Annotated in this window: 13 protein-coding genes and 1 pseudogene; 6 read left to right on the top strand and 8 right to left on the bottom strand. The window is 39.5% G+C overall.

Going from position 1 to position 22,111, the window contains the following annotated elements; genetic code table 11:
* Positions 1–4: 4 nt before the first annotated feature.
* Genes P3L56_RS06395 through P3L56_RS06385 form a run of 3 tightly spaced genes read right to left on the bottom strand, consistent with a single transcriptional unit; the run spans position 5 to position 3,896 of the window.
* The gene (locus tag P3L56_RS06395; protein WP_272678092.1) at positions 5–2,371 is read right to left on the bottom strand and encodes a fimbria/pilus outer membrane usher protein; all 2,367 of its coding nucleotides are present in this window, start codon (positions 2,369–2,371) and stop codon (positions 5–7) included.
* A 5-nt stretch (positions 2,372–2,376) separates the two neighbouring features.
* The gene (locus P3L56_RS06390) at positions 2,377–3,072 is read right to left on the bottom strand and encodes a fimbria/pilus chaperone family protein (protein WP_042846500.1); all 696 of its coding nucleotides are present in this window, start codon (positions 3,070–3,072) and stop codon (positions 2,377–2,379) included.
* A gap of 56 nt (positions 3,073–3,128) precedes the next feature.
* Positions 3,129–3,896: a DUF1120 domain-containing protein gene (locus P3L56_RS06385; RefSeq protein WP_048606569.1), complete on the bottom strand. Its 768-nt coding sequence runs from the start codon at positions 3,894–3,896 to the stop codon at positions 3,129–3,131.
* A 543-nt stretch (positions 3,897–4,439) separates the two neighbouring features.
* On the opposite strand from P3L56_RS06385, the pseudogene P3L56_RS06380 reads away from it, so the two are divergent.
* Both P3L56_RS06380 and P3L56_RS06375 read left to right on the top strand, forming a co-directional pair.
* Positions 4,440–4,805, top strand: a pseudogene (locus tag P3L56_RS06380) (ISNCY family transposase); the annotation flags it as partial.
* A gap of 670 nt (positions 4,806–5,475) precedes the next feature.
* The gene (locus P3L56_RS06375; RefSeq protein WP_042846502.1) at positions 5,476–6,282 is read left to right on the top strand and encodes a BPSS1780 family membrane protein; all 807 of its coding nucleotides are present in this window, start codon (positions 5,476–5,478) and stop codon (positions 6,280–6,282) included.
* 418 nt (positions 6,283–6,700) lie between these two features.
* On the opposite strand, the gene serS is transcribed toward P3L56_RS06375, so the two are convergent.
* The 5 genes from serS to lrp form a co-directional block, all read right to left on the bottom strand.
* Positions 6,701–7,993 carry a serine--tRNA ligase gene (gene serS, locus P3L56_RS06370; protein ID WP_042846503.1) on the bottom strand — a complete coding sequence of 431 codons (1,293 nt, stop codon included), beginning with the start codon at positions 7,991–7,993 and terminating at the stop codon, positions 6,701–6,703.
* A gap of 109 nt (positions 7,994–8,102) precedes the next feature.
* On the bottom strand, positions 8,103–9,446 hold the full coding sequence (locus P3L56_RS06365; protein ID WP_042846504.1) for a replication-associated recombination protein A: 1,344 nt from the start codon (positions 9,444–9,446) through the stop codon (positions 8,103–8,105).
* Between the two features lie 85 nt (positions 9,447–9,531).
* Positions 9,532–10,152 carry an outer membrane lipoprotein chaperone LolA gene (gene lolA / locus P3L56_RS06360; RefSeq protein WP_042846505.1) on the bottom strand — a complete coding sequence of 207 codons (621 nt, stop codon included), beginning with the start codon at positions 10,150–10,152 and terminating at the stop codon, positions 9,532–9,534.
* Positions 10,153–10,258: 106 nt separating this feature from the next.
* Positions 10,259–13,912: a DNA translocase FtsK 4TM domain-containing protein gene (locus P3L56_RS06355; protein ID WP_272686152.1), complete on the bottom strand. Its 3,654-nt coding sequence runs from the start codon at positions 13,910–13,912 to the stop codon at positions 10,259–10,261.
* A 413-nt stretch (positions 13,913–14,325) separates the two neighbouring features.
* On the bottom strand, positions 14,326–14,820 hold the full coding sequence (lrp, locus tag P3L56_RS06350; RefSeq protein ID WP_004918089.1) for a leucine-responsive transcriptional regulator Lrp: 495 nt from the start codon (positions 14,818–14,820) through the stop codon (positions 14,326–14,328).
* Positions 14,821–15,358: 538 nt separating this feature from the next.
* Here lrp and trxB point away from each other — a divergent pair.
* The 4 genes from trxB (at position 15,359) to cydC (ending at position 22,110) form a co-directional block, all read left to right on the top strand.
* Entirely contained in the window at positions 15,359–16,318 is a 960-nt protein-coding gene (gene trxB, locus P3L56_RS06345) for a thioredoxin-disulfide reductase (RefSeq protein ID WP_198861200.1), read from the top strand.
* Between the two features lie 183 nt (positions 16,319–16,501).
* Positions 16,502–18,181 (top strand): DUF4153 domain-containing protein, encoded by a 1,680-nt coding sequence (locus P3L56_RS06340; protein ID WP_198861199.1) that lies wholly within the window; start codon positions 16,502–16,504, stop codon positions 18,179–18,181.
* A gap of 417 nt (positions 18,182–18,598) precedes the next feature.
* Complete coding sequence (cydD, locus tag P3L56_RS06335) at positions 18,599–20,365, top strand: heme ABC transporter permease/ATP-binding protein CydD (protein ID WP_071547881.1); 1,767 nt, start codon at positions 18,599–18,601, stop codon at positions 20,363–20,365.
* 2 nt (positions 20,366–20,367) lie between these two features.
* Positions 20,368–22,110, top strand: a complete 1,743-nt coding sequence (gene cydC, locus P3L56_RS06330) for a heme ABC transporter ATP-binding protein/permease CydC (protein WP_198861198.1) — start codon at positions 20,368–20,370, stop codon at positions 22,108–22,110.
* Position 22,111 lies beyond the last annotated feature (1 nt).

Here is a 22,111-nt window from a genome sequence, read left to right as displayed (position 1 = left end):
GCCTTTAGTTAGCCATAAAGCAAATAGGGTTTATTATTGTAAACAATTCAGTTTTCGAAATACCAACATCACTAGTGAGATTAATAGTGCATTTTTTATTATTGCCTACGTCAACAAAATAACTTGTCGGCAAGGATAGATTATCGATAATAATTCGCCCAGCATTGTCAGTTATGGTTAATAAATCACCGTTTTTATCATATACTTTTAAATTTTTAGAAAGTTTCTTCCCATTAAATGATGGAGTTAAAATAGCTCGGTTAACTTGATTAATGTAGAAATTAACCAAGGGAACACTTCCATTAGCAGGTTGAAATTCTATAATCCCATAGGGAGCATTCATATTTTTAGGTAATTTTCGGTAGTCTATCTTAGCATAATTAGTTCTATAACTATCTATACTTGGTATTACCGCGTAACCTTTACTATTAGTCATCACTGTTCCTGATGAAGATTGTATTGGAATATTTTCTTGGTTTTCTGTTTTTGCTATAGCAAATGTATTCGCTATTCTTTTCGATGAAAAAATGAGTTCATTATCAAAATAAACCATGCCGCCGGATAACGACCCATAGTAACTACTGGTATTATTACCTTTACTAATATTACCCGAAAGTAAAGTGACCGGTGTAGTATAATTCATATTCAATGAGACATTTTGATTACTTGGTTCTGTATTTTTATTCGCACTAATCGAATAACTTAAGTTATCATAATTATGGTTGCTATATCGCGTTCCGTAACTTTTGTTATTGTCATACTGATTCATCCAACTCGATAAATTTTGCCTATCCCCTAACGAAATATCGACATTTAAATAAATAGTGTTATCATTTGTGTGGTTATATAGCCTTCTCTCATATCCTAAATAAACATTATATTTATTTGCATATAAGTTGTTCCAATTAGCATTATAATAATTAATCGCTCTGTCACCAAGAGAACGGTTCCAACTTAATGAAAATGACCCTAAGCTATTGAAATGTGTATTTACACCAATACCATATTGAGTTTCACTGCTGTTTACATGATTTGAATACATTATTGTATCGTAATCATTCAATGTTTCGTTAAAGTCTTTGTATTCTTTACTTCTATATAAAGAGTTCGCCGCTAAATTAGTATTCGCGATAACTGGATAATTATAACTTAATGTATAATACTCACCGTATTTGTTGTCCATATCTTTAGATATATTAGTTGTTATAGTTGCTAGTGATAAATTCGGAAATTCATAAGTATTACTGAGCCCCACACCTTGGTAATCTTTTGATGCAAGCCCCCCGACAACAACCAACATATCTGGACGTAGATTAAACCCTTTACTGACATTCATAACATAAGGCTTTTTATCTGCTTTATTTTGGTTAACTTTACCTAAGCCAAATGTTATATCTTTATTGATACTATTTGAGGCTAATATAAATGAACTAGCAGGAACGATAAATGTACTTTCTTTATTACTTTGGTTTATAACCGTTACTGATAAATCCAACCGATTATTTAATAGCGGAAGGTTTTCTAATGTATAAGGGCCTTCTGGGACAGTTGTTGTATAAATTAAAATTCCCGCTTGCCTTACTTCAATCACAGAACGTTCAAATGCGATACCATTGACGATACCACCGCCTTGAGATGAGCTATCTAATGCCAATTCCGGAACTAACTGAAAGCCAATAACTTGCCCAGAGCTAAAAAACGAATTCGATAAATTAATCTGGCCAACCTGCAAGTTTTTTTTAAGAGGTTCTAATGTTTTCTCTGCATATAAGGTTTGATGATCAAAACTCGTTTCGCCATTAAAATACGTATATGTTTGGTCGCTTCTCACAATCCAATTGTATACATTGAATCCTAATGTAAGATTTGAATTAAAAAATGACTGAGAAGCAAAATCACTTTTAGTAGAAAAATATTTTATATCATAATTGAAAACGCCTGATTTCCCTGTGTGAAGCCAATCATTTGTTGATTTATTTTTTAACAGTGATGGCGATGCGTAGATATTGACGCGTAAATCACCAGGTATCAGTTCTACCTCTAAATTATCGTAGTCCTTTATTGTTGGACACGTTGAATTAATTTTAGATAGTTCGATATTTGTAGTATTAATAAACTTAGTATCAAGACAAAGCTCTCCTTGAGAGTTAAATAAAAAAGAACTCTGACCAATATATTTATCATTTAAAAACACACTAACGATATTTTCGCCTTGAGGAAAATGAGCCTTTTCACTATATAACTTTGCAATATCACTAGGTATTCCTTTGTGTTTTAGTGCATCTTGGTCGAAGACTACTTCTTTCGCATAGGAAGAAGTAGCCACAAATAGCAAAATTGCAACAATTTTATTCTTTTTTTTTCTAGTCATTTTTACTAGTTATTTAACTTGATAGAATATTTTTGCGTGGTTGAATACCCCCATTGAGTAAATGGTTGTATAGTAACCCCATCAATCAGTGTCGGCGAACGTTGAGATGTAGTTAACTCTATAGATTGATTAGGTAAAATATAATTAGATGGTAACACCCACTCAATATTCCCAGGCTTACTCAATACACTATTGCTTAATCTTACAATATAAGGGCTAGGGTTAGTTACGATTAACGTATTTTTTTCATACTTCCATTTTAACAATTCCCAAGGAGTATCATTTTCAGGCAAGTTTTTGGGTTTTATAATAAGAGGAAGATTTTGTCGAATAGTAAATTTGATCTGTTCAGCATCAGGATCTGCTTGTGGAGGGATGCCTTCAAAAATAACTCTCATTAATACTTCATGCTTTAAATCAGAATTACTTGTGAGCATAAAGCGTATTAATTGCTTAGCTTTAGGCTCAACTCGAATAAGTTGAGGAGTAGCAATAACCAGATCTTGGTATTCAGGATCGACATTTACTAATTCTGTTGTTAATAGAACAGGATAGTTGTCTGTATTAGTCACAACAATCTCACCATCTTGACTTTTTTCATTAACAACAACGACTGACGTAGCAGGTAATATGCCTGCTGCAATTGATAGCTGTGGGATTAGTAATACAATTATAAGTAATAAATATGTTTTTATTTTCATTTTAGTTGCGTCATTTTATTATAAGGTAACTAAATTAATTTAGTTACCTACAAATTTTAGATATAATTTAATTCAATTGTTGATAAACCATCGAGTAAAACAGGTTTTGATTTACCGACTGTAGCTGCCTCTTCACTTACATAAGCTTGAACCTGTAAAACTCCATCATAAATACTCGCTTCAATAGGCGTTGTTTCATTTGCTTTCGCAAAAGAAGTTTGTAAATCCATATTATTTGAGAATAGGTTTCCGCCCGAAACTTTCCAAACTTTGCTTTGAGTATTATAGTAAATATTCTGAACTTCACTACCTGAAATAGTTGTTAGCTGATTATTGCTATCCAATGTACTCACATTCAAGCTATTCGCTTTGTAACGAACAATATACCCGCCAATATTTATACCTGTAGAGGTTTTACCTAATCCAGCTACACCATTTGAGCTATTTCCCGCACCAATATCTAATAATTTAATAGGAAGTGCAGCAAATCCTCGAGAATTCTCAGTTGCGCCAGCAACTGTACCAACTCGTTTACTAGATGCAGATAATTTAACAGGAGCATTAGCTGAACAACGAATTGTAAAACTGGTTTCCTGTATTGGTAAGGCGGCAAATTTGCCACCAAAGGCACCATCTACAAATGTTAATGTATCAAGATCAATCAAACCATAATCAATATTACCACCACCAGCAATATCTAATTCACAAGCTGCAGGGTCAATTCGACCTGTAACGCTAATATCTATAGAACCAACGCTAGCCGCTGAGGCTGTAAATGAGCATATCATTGCTGACGAAATGAGGATTGGTAATAGCTTTTTCATACTTGTTTTCCATATAATTTATTAGTTCGGCTTATATCTTATGTTTTATCCCAAAAAAGAGTAGAGAAATAATGTTCTATTTTGTAAAATTTAACTACATATTAATAATATTATAGACCTTGCTATACACAGAATAAAACACCAATAATTTCAGATTAAATACGATAACTTATTACTCTGGCATTCCCAATATGACACACTCTATGATTTAAATTAACATCATTAACAAAATAGCATCATTTTATGACTAAATTTTTAATGGTGTTAATAATGATGTTAGTAACATTTTGTTTCATTCAATACCCCAACTGCTAACTAATAGTTAAAAATAATAACTAATTTATCGTGCTAATATTTTTAATATGGGAGAGTTCATAATTTAATTTACTACTCATAATACAATAATATAATTTTACGCTTGGGTTTTACATAATGTTAACAATCTTATATTTAAGCAAATCAAGGTATTGAATACTCGCCCTCTATTTCTTAGATTAGTGTTTTATTGGTACTGAAAAGCGCTATCTCAACTATAGCAATCGCTGGTTTACAGGTCGTGCTCTAGTCTGCACAGCTCTGATTTACGTTGATGATGCGACAAGTTCACTGATGTAACTGAGATTTGTTAAATATGGAGCCACTTTTAGTTATTTTGAAGCAACTACAGTGATATAGAAAAGCATGACAACCTCCTTGCGTGATACAGAAACAAAGCAAGCATTTTTCAGATCAATAATAAAAATATAACTAAAGGCGATGAGCACACTGAATTTGGAAGAACGATGCGCGACTTAATATCCAAACCATTTGTATTCAGACTAGCTCAGATAAAGATCGTGTCGAAGTGCTCATTTAACCCTTCACGACTGGCTAGTCAAAGAGTTCAGGCATAAAGGTATCAGTTGTATGGGAGAATTGATATTTTCCCAATAGAACAACCTCCACAGCTGTACCATAAAAAACATACCCAATATGCTAGGTACTGGCTTTATACCTATACTCCCACTTCACCACACAGGTACATATCTTGACTTAGTTTTCCTACTAATTTTGATTAGTACAAACCCTACGTTCAACAATATAGTGCGATTAACCCGAAAAAATTAATATAAATACCTTATTTCAATATACCGATTACGTTCCTTTTAAATAAAGGAATTACAACGTATGTTTCTACTGAAAGAAATTAAACCATCAGATATCTGCCCAATATCGAGTATTAGTTTATAAAAATTACCAATATTAACCATGTTGTTTTCATGGGTAATGTATTTCAATTAAGAATGATTTAATGCTCTATTAATGTGTTATAAAAACAAAAAACAGTATTTTATACCAACTTAAAAAGCCAATTGTTTGTTGTCATTGATAAAATATTGTCTATTTGGATTTTTTAACAAAATACTTTTTATTGAAAAAATAATTAAACATAAATACCTTACCAGAATTGTCTGCTTTATAATGTACTCACTTATCTGCATACTACTGCCAATAAGTAACAAGAGTGACATAAACTCAAAACACTTATCTATAATAATATATTGCTAACTCACTACGAAAAATAGGTTCCTTTTTTATCATGAATAATGAAAACTTTAGTGCAGATAACAACCCTGCACCTACAATTGACCCACAAAATCAAACTGATACTTTTGTTTTCCATGCTGAGCCTCGCGCGGTAGATGCTGGTGAAGGGGTTAACTGGATCAGCCAATCATGGTCTCTCGTTAAAGAGAAACTGGGTATGTGGATCTTGATTAACATCGTACTATTTGCATTAATCTTTATCATTTCGATGATCCCTTTCCTTAATTTACTGATTACCTTTATTACTCCTATTTTTATTGGCGGTATTATTGCAATCTGTGAAAACCAGCGTAAAACAGGTCAAGCTGAAATTGGCTTACTATTCGCCGGTTTCCAAAATAAATTCGGTACCCTATTTGCCGTTGGTGCAATCAACTTTGCCGCTAACTTAGTGGGTATGATCATCGCCTTTATTATTGGTGGTTCCGCTATGTTTGGTTTATTGATGGAAAGCAACCAATATGGCTCACCATCTGATGCTGCAATCCTTGCGTCTTCAGGTACATTCTTCTTTGCAATCATTATTATGGCTGTTGCTGCATTAGTCGGTACCGCATTAACTTGGTTTGCACCTGCACTGGTAATGAACCATAACTTTACTGTTGGCGCTGCAATTTCTGCCAGCTTACAAGCTGTTAAGAAAAACATCCTGCCAGGTATTCTGTTCTTTATCGTTATTTCAATCCTAATGATAATCTCAGTTATTCCTTTAGGTTTAGGTCTGTTAGTTTCTATGCCAATTATGTATGCTTGTTATTACAGCAGCTACCGTAGCCTGTTTTTCTCCCAAGTAAAATAAGCCAAGGTATGATGATTTAGCGATTTTGCTAAATCATTAAATCTAAAAAAGGAAAGCATTTGCTTTCCTTTTTACTATCCCCTACAAATCCACATATATTCCTTTAAATAATAATTTTCTTCCTCCTTTTTTAAATTAGAGTTGTTTTCCATGTATTTCGATATCACTGATTTGAAACTGTGTTAATGTCGCTAATGCAGGAAGCATCAGCCATGGAGAGGAACTAACTTATCTTACATTGCAATCTGTAGGTGAATGAATGGGTCGGTTAGAAAATGAATTAAATATTGGCATATTTAGTCATTCAGTGAAAGGGGGCTCAGGTTTAACCTGAAGATACTTATTCAGAACACGTTAAATTTGCAAAAAAAACGCGACCACTATGAGCCGCGTTTAACTTTTGAAAGAATAACGGAAATTAACCGATATATTCTAGGCCTTTCATATATGGGCGTAATACTTCTGGAACTTCAATACGGCCATCTGCTAATTGGTAGTTTTCTAAAATCGCCACCAATGTACGACCAACGGCTAAACCAGAACCATTTAGCGTATGAACTAGTTGAGTTTTCTTATCACTCTTACCACGGAAACGCGCTTGCATACGACGTGCTTGGAAATCCCACATGTTTGAACAAGAAGAAATCTCACGGTATGTATTTTGAGCTGGTAACCATACTTCTAAGTCGTAAGTTTTGCGTGAACCGAAACCAATATCACCAGTACATAAAATCACTTTACGGTAAGGTAAGTTCAATAATTGCAGAACCTTCTCAGCGTGACCTGTTAGCTCTTCCAGTGCATCCATCGATTTTTCAGGGTGAACTATTTGTACAAGCTCAACTTTGTCGAACTGGTGCATACGGATAAGACCACGAGTATCCCGACCATATGAACCCGCTTCAGAACGGAAACAAGGTGTATGTGCAGTCATTTTTAGCGGAAGATCATTTTCATCTAAAATTTCATCCCGTACTAAGTTAGTAACAGGGACTTCTGCTGTTGGGATCAACGCATAAGTGCTGCTGTCTGCTTCTTCTTCCAACGGTTTGGTATGGAATAAATCTTCACCAAACTTTGGTAATTGACCGGTACCGTACAGCGTATCATGATTGACCAAATACGGAACATATAGCTCTTGATAACCATGCTGCTCTGTATGTAAATCCAACATAAATTGGGCTAACGCACGGTGCATACGGGCTATTTGCCCTTTCATCACCACGAAGCGTGCACCGGTCAGTTTTACCGCAGCAGGGAAGTCTAGGCCCCCTGTTAATTCGCCTAGGCTAACGTGATCTTTAACTTCAAAATCATATTCACGAGGTTTACCCCAACGCGCAACCTCGACATTGTCGGAATCATCTTTGCCATCAGGAACTTGGTCATCAGGAATATTCGGGATACTCAATGCAATATCACGGATTTCTTGTTGCAGCTTGTCTAATTCTGCCTTAGCAGAATCCAATTTTTCGCCTAATAAGTTAACTTCTTGACGTAATGGCTCAATATCTTCACCACGTGCCTTAGCCGCACCGATAGTTTTCGATCGCGAGTTACGGTCTGCTTGCAGGGTTTCAGTTTCAACTTGTAAAACTTTGCGGCGTTCTTCTAATTCACGCAGCTTTTCCACATCAAGGGTAAAACCCCTGCGAGCCAGTTTTTCAGCAACCGCGTCTAGCTCCGTACGCAGTAAATTTGGATCGAGCATGCTTATCCTGTGATAATTGTTAGTTATTGATGGTACTTAATATAACGCATTCCAGCGTTATAAATAAAAGTATAGTAATTGGCTATATAACCTTACCGCATTGCCCAGTTTAGCGATAGCGTTTTATGGCACTATTTTGATCCTGTTGGGCTAACCAGTCTAATTTTTCAGCAAACTTGCTCTCTTGCCCTCGTTTTTCAGGGTAATAATAACGCGTTGCCTGCATTGGCTCAGGAAAGTAGTTTTCCCCAGCAGCGTAAGCATTAGGCTCATCATGAGCATAACGATACCCTTTCCCTGCCCCCATTTCTTTTAACAACTTAGTTGGGGCGTTGCGTAAATGCTCAGGGACATCGTAGTCGGGCTGCATTTGAGCATCTTTAATAGCTGCTTTATATGCGGTGTAGACAGCATTACTTTTTGGAGCGCAGGCAAGGTAAATAATCGCTTGGGCAATTGCACGCTCACCTTCTGCGGGCCCCACTCGGGTAAAACAATCCCATGCAGAAATGGCCACTTGCATAGCCCGAGGGTCGGCATTCCCGACATCTTCAGAAGCTATTGCTAACAAGCGGCGTGCGACATAAAGTGGATCTCCCCCCGCCGTAATGATCCTTGCATACCAATAGAGCGCGGCGTCAGGGGCCGAGCCTCTTACTGACTTATGCAATGCAGAAATTAAATCGTAATAACGGTCACCTTTATTATCGAAGCGTGCAGTACGTTCACCACTGACTTCTTTCAGTAAGTCAGCGGTCAAAATACGTTGGCCTTGGCTATCGGCTTCAGCCATATCGGCCATCATTTCCAATAAATTCAATGAGCGCCGAGCATCGCCATTAACTAACTGTGCAATAATTTTACGTGTACTGTCAGGTAGAAGAATATTTTGCCCACCTAGCCCTCTTTCTGTATCAGCTAAGGCTTGTAACAATACTAGCTCAATATCCGCTTCTTCCAGTGACTTAAGTAAATAAACCCTTGCGCGCGAAAGTAGTGCAGAATTCAACTCAAATGAAGGGTTCTCTGTTGTCGCCCCAATGAATGTGATCGTGCCATCTTCGATATGAGGTAAAAAAGCATCTTGCTGGCTTTTATTAAAACGATGAACTTCATCCACAAATAAAATTGTTCTGCGGCCTGCGCTACGGTTTTGGCGTGCTTTTTCTATTGACTCACGGATTTCTTTAACACCTGAGGTAACAGCAGAAATACGCTCTATGTCAGCCTGAGCATAATGGCCAATCACTTCAGCAAGAGTCGTTTTACCTGTCCCCGGTGGCCCCCATAAAATCATGGAGTGCAAATGCCCTGCTTTAATAGCGCGTGGTAATGGTTTCCCCTCCGCTAACAAATGCTTTTGGCCAATGTATTGCTCAAGGGTTTCAGGCCGCATTCTTGCTGCTAAAGGTTGGAATTCATTCTGCGAAAAATCGAGAGACAGGTTACCCACGAGATCCTCTTTTTTACGTCTTAAAAATAAAGAAGTGCAAATCACCAGGCCATTAAAACCTGATGATTATTGTCGTTACTATTGGTTATTTTGCATTCGGTCGCTGGTCATCTAAGGTCACCCCTTTAGGCATCGTAAATTTGAATTTACTTGCATCAACAGGACCATTTTTTTGTTCTTTTAACTGATAAGCACTGACTTGCCCATCCTGTTCCACTGCCGAAAATTTTTCAATTGTCCCCTCTGGTGAGACTGTGATTGAAAAGCGTTTCAAGGTGCCATTAGTTTGCTTTGGTTTTAAATCAAACGTGTTACCTTGCTGAATAATTGAATACTGCTTCCAATCTTTAGGATCATTACGAGTGATTAATAAAAATGGCGTGTCTTGTGTGGCATCGGCCAAATTAGTTACCGTAACTTGTTCAACAAAAGGGTTATAAAACCACAAGTTTTTGCCGTCCGAGACTAATACACTTTCATCAGGTGATGTCATATTCCAATTGAATAAATTCGGGCGTTCAAGCCATAAATCCCCAACACCTTCTTGAACAAGATCCCCTTCAGGGCTAGTCACCTTCTGTGAAAAACTGGCTTGGAAGCTATTGACCTTGTTCAGACGAGCTTGTAGGTCTTGGCTGGCGTCGGCCAGTACTTGGCCGATATGTAAACTGAAGGCGAGTACGCCTAATAACATCATTTTTTTCATCGAACAATGACCTTAAGTTATGACCCTAAGAGGTGTGATAACGTTATACACCCCTAAAATTAAACCAACAATCAGCACACTAAATGATTAAGCTGTTAACCTATTTTTAATGCCCCATTGACGGTGGCGCAAGGACTTCACGATTCCCGTTATGACCTTGTTCACTCACAATACCTTGGATCTCCATTTGCTCAACAATCCTTGCGGCGCGGTTATAGCCAATCCTAAATTGACGTTGAACACCGGAAATAGAAACACGTTGTTTTTCAACCACAAACTCTACAGCTTGGTCAAATAATGGGTCAAGTTCTTCCCCACCACTATCATAGCCCCCACCTTCGTTATCATCACTACAAGTGGTAATGTTATCAATATATTGTGGTTTCCCTCGCGCCTTCCAATCATTCACAACCGCATGAACCTCTTGGTCACGAACAAAAGCACCGTGTACACGCATAGGGATTGATGAGTTTGGCGGAAGATATAGCATATCCCCCATCCCTAATAGGGACTCAGCACCGCCTTGGTCAAGGATAGTACGAGAGTCTATTTTACTGGAAACAGTAAATGCAATACGAGTAGGGATGTTTGCTTTGATCAACCCAGTGATAATGTCGACAGACGGACGTTGCGTTGCAAGAACAAGGTGAATACCTGCTGCTCGGGCTTTTTGTGCCAATCGAGCAATTAGCTCCTCAACTTTTTTACCTGCCGTCATCATTAAATCAGCAAATTCATCAACCATAACAACGATATAAGGTTCTTTTTTCAGCATAGGATGTTCAATTTCCATGCTATCACTAGGTTTCCAATGCGGATCAGGTATTGGACGCCCCATCTCTTCGGCTGCTTTAATTTTATCATTATAACCCGCAAGGTTACGTACACCGAGAGCAGACATTAGCTTATAACGACGTTCCATTTCATTCACACACCAACGTAATGCATTAGCGGCGTCTTTCATGTCGGTAACGACTTCTGTCAATAAATGCGGGATCCCTTCATAGATGGAAAGCTCCAACATTTTCGGGTCAATCATAATAAAGCGGACATCTTCGGGCTTCGCTTTATACAAAATACTGAGGATCATGGCGTTGACACCAACGGATTTACCTGACCCAGTGGTACCTGCTACTAATAAATGCGGCATTTTTGCTAAATCAGCAACCACGGGGTCACCTTCGATATCTTTACCTAACACAATCGTTAATGGCGAAGGGTTTTTCCTAAAGTCATCGCAGTCTAAAACTTCACTTAAATAAACCGTTTGGCGTTTTTCGTTAGGGAGTTCAAGCCCAACGTACGGCTTACCCGGTATCACTTCCACAACACGTACTGCCACTGTAGATAAAGAGCGTGCAAGGTCTCGTGATAATGTTGATATACGAGCGGCTTTCACACCGGGTGCCAAATCCAGTTCAAAACGCGTGATCACAGGCCCTGGGGAGAAACCAACAACCTCAGCTTTCACCCGATAGTCATTTAACCGAGCTTCGATTAACCTAGCGGTTTGCTCAAGTTTAAACATGTCGACTGGTTCTTCCTGTTCAGGTGGGCTCGCCAGTAAGTCAAGGGATGGCATTGGTGTTGTTGGTTTTGGTAAAGGTTGATCATTTCGCACCAAAAACGGGTGGAATAAGCTATCTTGCTGTGGCTGCTGTGGCTGCTGTGGCTGCTGTGGCTGCTGTGGCTGCTGTGGCTGCTGTGGCTGCTGTGGCTGCTGTGGCTGCTGTGGCTGCTGTGGCTGCTGTGGCTGCTGTGGCTGCTGTGGCTGCGCAAAAGTGTGTGCCGATGTTGACGAATTGCCAAGACCTTCATGAATATTATTTTGTGAATTTTCCGAAGGAACTGGCACCGCACTAAATGAAGGCATAAATAATGGGTCAGCTGGTTCATCGTCTACCAGATCATCAACTGGAGAAAAACTACCCAGCACGGAAAACTCTTTTTTCAAATCAACCTTAGATTCAAAGTGATCTGATATCTGGGAATGTTCATCTTCTGCAAAGCTATTTTTGTACACGTCATCGACTGCAGGAGTGGATTCAGTTGATGCGGGTATTGTGTGAGTATTATTAGAAAATGCTGACGCTGATGGCCAACGATGCTCAATTTCTGGCTGCGTCAAAGAACCTGATTCAGATGGTTCATCTTGCTGCTGTTGTTCTGCAACGCTCGGTTGTGCGCTAAATACCGGCGATTCATAGTCAGTTTCATCGATATCACCATAACGCTCTCGTTGTTGCTCTAAGAACTGAGCTCGTAGCAATTCATCTTGCTGTGCTTCCTCTTCCGTTTCAGAGGACTCCTGCTCACCTGCGGACCACTGTTGATACGCTTGCTCGCGTTTTAACGCCTCTTCTTGGCGGCGTTGCAACTCAGCATCACGCTGAGAAGGGATACGGATACCGTAAAGTTCACGACGAGTAGGTAAACGAACAGGGTTTGGCCTTGGTAATTCAGGCTCTACTGTTTGTTTTACTTGGGCGTGGCGTTCAAGTGCGGCAATGGAAATCCCCGCAGCAGCAATGGCCGCTGGGTCTGAAACACGCTCCGTCACTGTTGTACTTACAGCACTCGCGACATCACTAACATTCATCGATGGCGATGAAAGTGATTGTGGCTCAAACGAGTTATATTGTGGCCTTTGAGGCTCTATTTGATTATTTGACTGTTCTTGATGAGGAACATCAGCTTGATTTTGTGGTGTTATATGCTCATTAGCGTGATATTCAAATGGCGTGGATGTCGCGTTTGATTGATGAACAGGAGGTTCATCCGATATTGGTGCCGTTTCCTCAAAACCAGAACCTAATTGAGGTTGGTAATCTTCAGGCACTTCAAAATGATAGGTATTAGGCTCATCAATAGCAGAAAACGATGGCACCGTTTCTTGTTCCGGTACACCTTGAGCCGCTATTGGCGTTGCCCCTTCAGTAACCACTGTATTTTCGGTAGACTCTGCCTCTGGTGCAGGGGATACTTCAGTCACCAACTCGGCAACAGTAGGCGCAGAAAATAAAACGTCATCTGGGTCTATAGTATCTGGGTAATTGTTAGCCCTATGCTCTGCTTCTTGCGCACGTTGTAACGCACCTTCGGTTTCTTCGACATCTACATCATAGTCATCTAAGTCATCACCCCTCGCCCTATTTGTTAATAAAGCGATAGGAAAAAGGACGGCAGATCCAATTTTTTCTGCAATTGTCAGCCATGACCAACCTGTAAATAACGTAAAACTAATAGCCCATAAGAACAGCAATGCAAGTGTTGCACCTAATGAGTTAAACCACGGCATTATTGCGTTACTAAACACGCTACCAATAACACCGCCTGAAGCAAAGTTAGGTAAATCATCAAAATTCAGTGCAGCTAGCCCACAAGAGGATAAAATTAGCGCTAACCCACCAATTAACCTTAGAGAAAGAGAGAAGAAATCAATATAGCGACGCTGACTTTCGTATTGGAAAATAGCCCAGCAACCGAGAATTAATAAGGGAGGAATTGCAAAAGCAAGAATACCAAAAGCAGAAAAAAGAATATCCGCGCTCCATGAGCCAACACTACCACCTAAATTCTTTACGGGCGCATTCCATGTGGTTTGGGACCAACTTGGGTCCGAAGGGCTGAAACTCAATAAAGCAACCATTAAAAAGATAGCGCTCAAGCAAATTGCGAGCAAAATAACCTCTAATAGCCGCCTACCGCTACTTAATTTTTTAAATTTGATGTGTTTATCTTCTGTGTATTCTTGGCTCATTATTGTTTCTTTGCTGACTGATGTTCTTTACTGATTTATGTTTATTCTAACATTAATCGCCTTGCTGTGCCTGTTTTACCGTTACGGAAGTAAATCAATGCATCACAGGAACGACAAGTTTCAGTATTTCATCTAACGCATAAGGATTCAATTTCTATTTCCCGTTAAAAATCCTAAATATTTATAGATTTAAAATCAATTAATTGGAAACAATACTCCTTGTTTACTAAGTAATTTTAGCAAACAAATGTCAACGCGGTTAGATTTGCGATTAAATGAGACACTTGAGGGTGAATAACACAATGTTTTTACTGTATTAAAACGGAACAACGCTGAGTAAACTCAGCGTTGAAACTGCAGTGCGACAACAAAGCTGAAAATGCTGTGCTGAAGTGAGGTTAAAAAAGTAAAAATTAGCGTGTTTTAATCACTAAACGGTTACTTTGTTTAACTTCTTCCATAACCACGTAGGTACGAGTATCGTTTACACCAGGTAAGCGTAAAAGAGTTTCACCTAGCAGCTTACGATATGCGGACATATCTGGCACACGCGTTTTCAACAAGTAGTCAAAATCACCAGAAACAAGGTGACATTCTTGAATTTCTTCAAGCTTTTGAACTGCTGTATTGAATTGTTCGAACACGTCTGGTGCACCACGATTCAGTGTAATCTCAACGAACACTAATAGGGATGCATCTAAGTAATGTGGATTTAACAAGGCGGTATAGCCAGAAATAAACCCTTGTCTTTCAAGACGACGCACACGCTCTAAACACGGTGTCGGTGATAAACCAACACGCTTAGACAATTCTACGTTAGAAATTCGCCCGTCTTTTTGTAATTCGTTTAATATATTCCTGTCGATACGGTCAAGGTCTTTGCCTGGACGCTTTTTATTGTCAATCATCTCTTAATCTCTCTTTCTCTAATTGTTATTTTCTACATCTATAAAATAGCACCTTAGCCGCACCTTTTATATTTAGGGAACCGTGTTCAGGAGCAAATTTTATTCATAGTGCTGAATTTCGTGTGAATGTAATTATCACCCACAATTTTGACTCATTTTTTAAGTTTGTAAGTAGCGTAAAGTTAACTTTCCAGTAAGAACAAAAATGCGCCATTTCCATTGACCTGCTAGATAATTAACTCTTACACAGATGTTTTCGCAAATGCGCAGCCGATTGTCAAAGCAAATGAATAAAAATCAGTACAAGATTTCGCTTTTTTTTCCAGTAAAACGTTTCGCAGCCTTAATTCAAGATAATTCCTAAAAATTGTGAAGCGTGACATATTCAACTTTTTGCTACATTTTTTTACAATTAGTAGGTATTGCCTATCATAGAAATTAGTGGCATGACACTCACTCGCACTTAAACCACTTTTGTTAACCTGCTATTTCTCCTACAATCCTGTTAACGCTTTTTTTTAGATTAAAAGAGGAATTCATGAGCACAACCACACATCGCAAGTTAATCATTCTAGGTTCAGGCCCCGCAGGTTATACTGCCGCAGTCTATGCTGCACGCGCAAATTTAAGCCCAGCCCTGATTACTGGGGTGGAAAAAGGTGGTCAGTTAACTACCACCACTGAAGTTGAAAACTGGCCAGGCGACCCTGAAGGGCTTACTGGACCGATGCTAATGGAGCGCATGCATGAGCACGCAGTTAAATTTGAAACTGAAATCATCTCTGACCATATTCAAAAAGTAGATTTAAAGCAACGCCCTTTCCGACTAATCGGTGATGAAAATCAATATACTTGTGATGCCCTCATTATCGCAACAGGTGCTTCCGCTCGTTATATTGGTTTACCTTCAGAGGAAGCCTTTAAAGGTCGTGGGGTCTCTGCTTGTGCCACTTGTGATGGATTTTTTTACCGTAACCAAAAAGTCGCCGTCGTTGGTGGTGGAAATACCGCGGTTGAAGAAGCACTATATTTATCGAATATTGCCTCAGAAGTTCATTTGATCCACCGTCGTGATAGCTTCCGTGCAGAAAAAATCCTTATTAATCGTTTAATGGATAAAGTCGAAAACGGCAATATTATTCTGCATACCGACCGTACTTTAAGCGAAGTACTCGGCGATGACATGGGGGTTACGGGTGTACGCCTTGAGTGCACTAAAACCCACGAAACAGAAGAAATACCTGTAATGGGAGCCTTTATTGCTATCGGCCATAGCCCAAATACCGCTATTTTTGAAGGGCAATTAGACTTAGACAATGGTTACATTAAAGTCCAATCTGGCACACAAGGTAATGCAACCCAAACCTCAGTAGAAGGTGTTTTCGCCGCTGGTGATGTAATGGACCATATATACCGCCAAGCCATCACCTCAGCAGGGACAGGCTGTATGGCAGCATTAGATGCAGAACGTTACCTTGATGGGCTTGCTTCTAAATAATCTATAACGAACACCTAGGCTTTAATCTTAAATAGATTAAAGCCTTTTTTATTCCTTCCTACTCTCCCTAGTTTTTCTTAACAACTTGCTATTGCTCTATATTTTAAGAGCAAGTTTATATTGCGTGCAAAACATTCAACCTATACTGTTTTTACATAAAATTAACGTTAACAAGGCACAAATATGGGGCAGCAATTAGGGCGTGATGATATTCGTGGTTATGCCTATTTTATTATTGTAGTTCTCGCAATAATCCAAGGTGTTATTATTGCAGCTACCACGGATTATTCTATCCGTTATGATAGCCAGTTAAGTACAACAACAGTGTATCTACCAGTCTTACTCGCTATTTTTGTTCCTTCGGTCATTAGCTACTTAATTACTAATGCGAAATCCGCCATTTTTTATCTCAATATTGCAATTACAGTCGGGTTAACTTGCTGGATTAACTACTGGCACGCCCAAGATTTTAAAACGCCAACAGAAGCAGACCCATTTTTTGCCTTTCTCACACTGACTGTTTTATTCTTTTTCATGTTGCCATGGATGCAAATGTTACAAACAAGCGCAACATGGAAAATCAATTACAGTTGCTTAATGGGTTTATATATTAAAAATACTTTCCTAGGTATTTTATCCTCTGCCATTGGTGGGCTATTAGCGTTAATTATAAAGCTAGCTAGCTTTTTATTTGGCATTGTAAACCTCAATTTTTTGCACGATATCCTAGATAACGAATTAGTCTATTGGGCAGGCTTTGCTCTTGGATTCAATATCAGTTTGGTCTTTTTAAGGGCTGTACTTGATATTCAACTTAGTAATTTTGCCAGTTTTATTGCTCGATTTTTCTTACCGTTGCTTAACCTAGTCGCTGCCATTTTCTTAGTGGGTTTTGTGATTTCATATTTCTCAGGTTTAGCCTCCGTCGGTCTAGGTTCGGCAGTCATGCTGTGGTTTATTATCCTGAACCTTATTTTTATTAACTTCGTATATGGTGATGGCAGTACACAATACCGATTCCGTCCGGGGCTAAATGGTTTTGTTCTCCTTAGCATTATTCTGCTCAATGCATTTTCAGCACTGTCTCTATACGGGATCATTGCACGTGTTAACCAATACAGTTGGAGCATTGAGCGCTTATACGCTTTCACAATTGCCTTGTTTTTATCCGCTATTGTCCTTGCTTATAGCCTTGCAATTCTTCACAAAAAAACAGCATGGATGGCATCTCTAGGTACTATCAACAAAGTCGGTATTTTGTCTTTGCTAGCGATTATTTTGGTCATCAATAGCCCGATTGCCGATTTTAAAAGGATCACGGTCAACAGTATCATAGCGGGGGTTGAAAACGGCAAAATTAAGGTAAATAGTTCTTTAGCATACGACTTAAAGCATTTAGGTGAATATGGGGAACAAGCCTATAAACAATTAGATAAAAACCCAGAATACACAGAAGCGTTTCAAACTAGCCCATACAATGAAGAACAACGTAAGCCATTGAAAGGTGTGTTAATACAAGCTAAAAACAGCCCTAAATTACCAGATAGTTGGTTTGACCTCGGTGAAAATCTCACCGGTGAATGGTATTGCACATCACAGTATGAGCCATACTCATGCATGGGCTTTATGGCAGACGCCAACCAAAATGGACAAAATGATGTTGTTATGTGTTATACCTACCCCACCAGTGCCAGTATTGAATGTAATATTTGGCAACAACAGGAACAAAGCTGGGAGTTAGTCGATAACCAAACTCGTTTGTTTAATACTGTACAAGCGAAAGACAAAGCTTGGGATAATTTATTAAACGGACATTTTCAATTAAAACCTAAAGAATGGTTAATGATTGACCCTACCCCTTAATTTTTTCTAAAAATGTAGATGGCTTAACAGAATGTCATTTAGCCATCTACATATCAAATAAAAATACAGTAATATCTCAACCAACCTCATCTTTTAAGACTGACTGAAATATTAAATTTACCTTTATAAAACAATTTAATAACAAAACACAGTTCACTTTAAATAAGGTGCTTTTATTATGTAACATATCCTAATGAAGCTGTTATGATGGAGCCTAAATAACTCGAATTACCGAGCAAGATCAAAAATACTGGTTTTCATATCGTCATTAATTATGTTGCTAGGTCACTCTATTATCTTTCTTGTGCAGTTTAAAATAGGGACTAGCGCAATATAGTAATGATGAAAGCGACGTTAGGTTGGCATAATCTAACTACACTCAATAACATTAAAACTACACCTGCTAACTAAATCATTATGGATAAATCAAGACAGACTGAATTGGTACGTTGGTTAAAACAACACAGTGCTCCCGCGAAGCGCTGGTTGCGGATCTCTATGCTGTTGGGCATGCTTAGTGGCTTACTGATTATTGCTCAAGCGTGGTTTTTAGCCGTTATCCTACAAGCATTAATTATGGATGGCACTCCACGGGAACAACTTGTAACGCCTTTTATTCTACTAATTAGCGTCTTTATTCTTCGTGCAATTGTCACTTACATACGAGAACGTATTGGCTTTCGCTGTGGGCAAGTTGTACGCCAAGAAATCCGCACAATGGTGCTAGATAAACTCCAAGAATTAGGCCCCGTTTGGGTCAAAGGGAAACCAGCGGGAAGTTGGGCAACCATTATTCTTGAACAAATCGAAGATATGCAAGACTACTACTCCCGCTATCTACCTCAAATGTATTTAGCGGGTATTATCCCCATCATGATTTTGATTGCTATCTTTCCCTTTAACTGGGCTGCTGCGTTAATTTTATTCGTGACCGCACCGCTTATTCCTATTTTTATGGCATTAGTTGGGCTTGGCGCTGCGGATGCTAATAGGCGTAATTTCATTGCATTAGGCCGCCTCAGCGGTAGTTTTCTTGATAGGTTGCGAGGCCTCGATACTTTACGATTATTCTTCCGTGAAAAAGCAGAAATTCAGCAAATTCGTGAGTCAACTGATGATTTTCGCTCTAGAACCATGGAAGTACTGCGGATGGCCTTTCTCTCTTCTGGGGTCCTCGAATTTTTTGCGTCAATTTCTATTGCGGTTGTTGCCGTCTACTTCGGGTTTTCATACCTTGGTGAAATGAACTTCGGTAGCTATGGTTTACCTGTCACACTGTTTGCGGGTTTTTTAGCACTCATTCTTTCCCCTGAATTCTTCCAGCCATTGCGTGATCTCGGCACATATTACCATGCGAAAGCCCAAGCGGTTGGAGCTGCTGAAACGTTAGAAACATTGCTAAATAGCGAGGGGGAACAAAAAGCCCAGCAAGGTACAAAAACCCTCCCAAATGAACCTATTCGTATCGAAGCCAAGCAGCTAGAAATTTTATCGCACGATGGGGTGTGTCTTGCAGGGCCATTAGATTTTAGTATTGAACCACAGCAACGTATTGCTTTAGTAGGCCAAAGCGGTGCGGGCAAAAGCTCTCTACTCAATCTACTATTGGGTTTTTTACCCTATAACGGCTCAATCACGGTAAATGGCATTGAATTAAGTGAATTATGCCCCGATAAGTGGCGTGAATTGCTTGGCTGGGTTGGGCAAAACCCACATCTACCCGAACAAACACTGATTGAAAATATCTGTTTAGGTAAACCTAACGCTTCCGAAGCAGAAGTTAAACATGCTATTGATAATGCTTATGTCTCTGAATTTTTACCGCACTTACCTGATGGCTTAAATACACGGCTGGGCGACTACGCCGCTCGCCTTTCTGTTGGGCAAGCACAACGAGTTGCTGTTGCTCGCGTTTTATTGAAACCATCGCGTTTATTGCTGTTAGATGAGCCCGCCGCAAGCCTTGATTCTCATAGCGAACAACGGGTTATGCAAACACTAAACCAGCTATCAGAGCAACAGACGACCCTGTTAGTCACCCATTTACTGGAAGAAACTATCGATTACGACCAAATTTGGGTAATGGCTAATGGCCAAATCATTCAACGGGGTAATTACAAACAACTCAGTCAATCTGAAGGGGCGTTTGCCCAGTTACTTGCCCACCGCAGTGAGGAGCTTTGATAATGAAAGTTTTATTACCCTTCTTAGCCCTTTATCGCCGTCATTGGTTTTTGATCACCTTAGGCATTATTTTAGCCATTGTGACCCTACTTGCCAGTATTGGGCTATTAACTCTTTCTGGTTGGTTTTTAGCAGGTACCGCAATTGCCGGTTTCCCTGGGCTGTACTACTTTAATTATATGTTACCTGCCGCAGGTGTACGTGGCGCTGCTATTTTCCGTACTGCTGGTCGCTATGGAGAACGCCTAGTTAGTCACGATGCGACGTTTAAAGTTTTAGCTCACCTACGTGTTTTTGCATTTAGTAAAGTACTTCCACTCTCCCCAGGTGGGATCAGCCGCTTTCGCCAAGGTGAATTACTTAACCGCCTTGTTGCCGATGTAGAAACACTTGATCACCTCTATTTACGGGTGTTATCACCAATTATCACTGCATTTTTCGTGACTTTCGTGCTGATTTTTGGCTTAAGTTATCTTGACCCTCGCCTTGCGTGGACACTGGGAGCGGTCATGTTATTTTTATTATTTACCATGCCAATAGCCTTTTATCATGCGGGTAAACCAATTGGTCGAGAACTGACTGAATTACGTGGAAATTACCGCACTATTTTAACGTCCGCACTACAAGGGCAAGCGGAATTAACATTATTTGGCGCAACATCGCGTTTTCGCCAAACCTTGTGGGGGATAGAAAATAGCTGGCAAGCTCGCCAACAGCAACAAGCTGCGCTTACAGGGCTATCACAAGCGGTTATCTTGTTTGCATCGGGTATTACCGCAACATTATTGCTGTGGATGGCTGCGGAGCATGTAGGAGGTGATACAAAGCCTGGCGCATTAATCGCATTATTTGTTTTCTGCGCCTTAGCAGCCTTTGAAGCGCTAGGCCCAGTTGCTGTTGCTTTCCAACATATGGGCCAAGTTATTGCTTCTGCCACCCGAGTTTCACAACTGATGACAGCCAAACCGGAAGTGACTTTCCCTACCCAAAGCCATTCAATAGAAACACTAGAAAGCTTAGAGGTTGAAAATATTTCGTTTACTTATCCAGAGCAGCCTTTTGCTGTTCTGAACAATGTCTCCCTGTCTTTGACTAAAGGCCAACATTTTGCCTTGTTAGGTAAGACTGGCTGTGGAAAATCTACTTTGCTTCAGCTTCTTACCCGCGCATGGGATGTCGACAGTGGAAGCATTACTCTCAATGGTCACCCCATCAATGAGTTTAGTGAACAAGCGTTGCGCAGCGTGATGTCCGTAGTACCACAGCGCGTTCATGTGTTTAGTGATACTTTGCGTAATAATTTATTATTAGCAAAAGAACAAGCGACTGATGCAGAACTTAATGAAGTGCTTCGCCAAGTTGGGTTAGGTAATTTGTTAGAAAACGAATTAAAACTCAATGCATGGATGGGCGATGGTGGCCGCCAATTATCTGGAGGGGAACAACGCCGCTTAGGGATTGCTCGAGCACTATTACACAATACTCCATTAGTCCTTATGGATGAACCGACAGAAGGGCTTGATGCACAAACTGAGCAACAAATTTTAGCACTGCTAAAAGAAAAGTGTGCAGATAAAACCTTGATTGTCATTACTCATCGGATGCAAGGTCTAGAAGAAATGGATAACATATGTGTGATGGATGATGGTAAAATCGTCGAACAAGGCACCCATCAAGCGCTGTTAGATATGCAAGGTCGGTATTACCAATTCCGCCAGCGCCATTGGGTACAGCAACCCCTTTGAG

Source organism: Providencia sp. PROV024 (assembly GCF_032709665.1).
Lineage (GTDB): Bacteria > Pseudomonadota > Gammaproteobacteria > Enterobacterales > Enterobacteriaceae > Providencia > Providencia huashanensis.
This window is presented reverse-complemented; position numbering and strand designations above follow the sequence as displayed.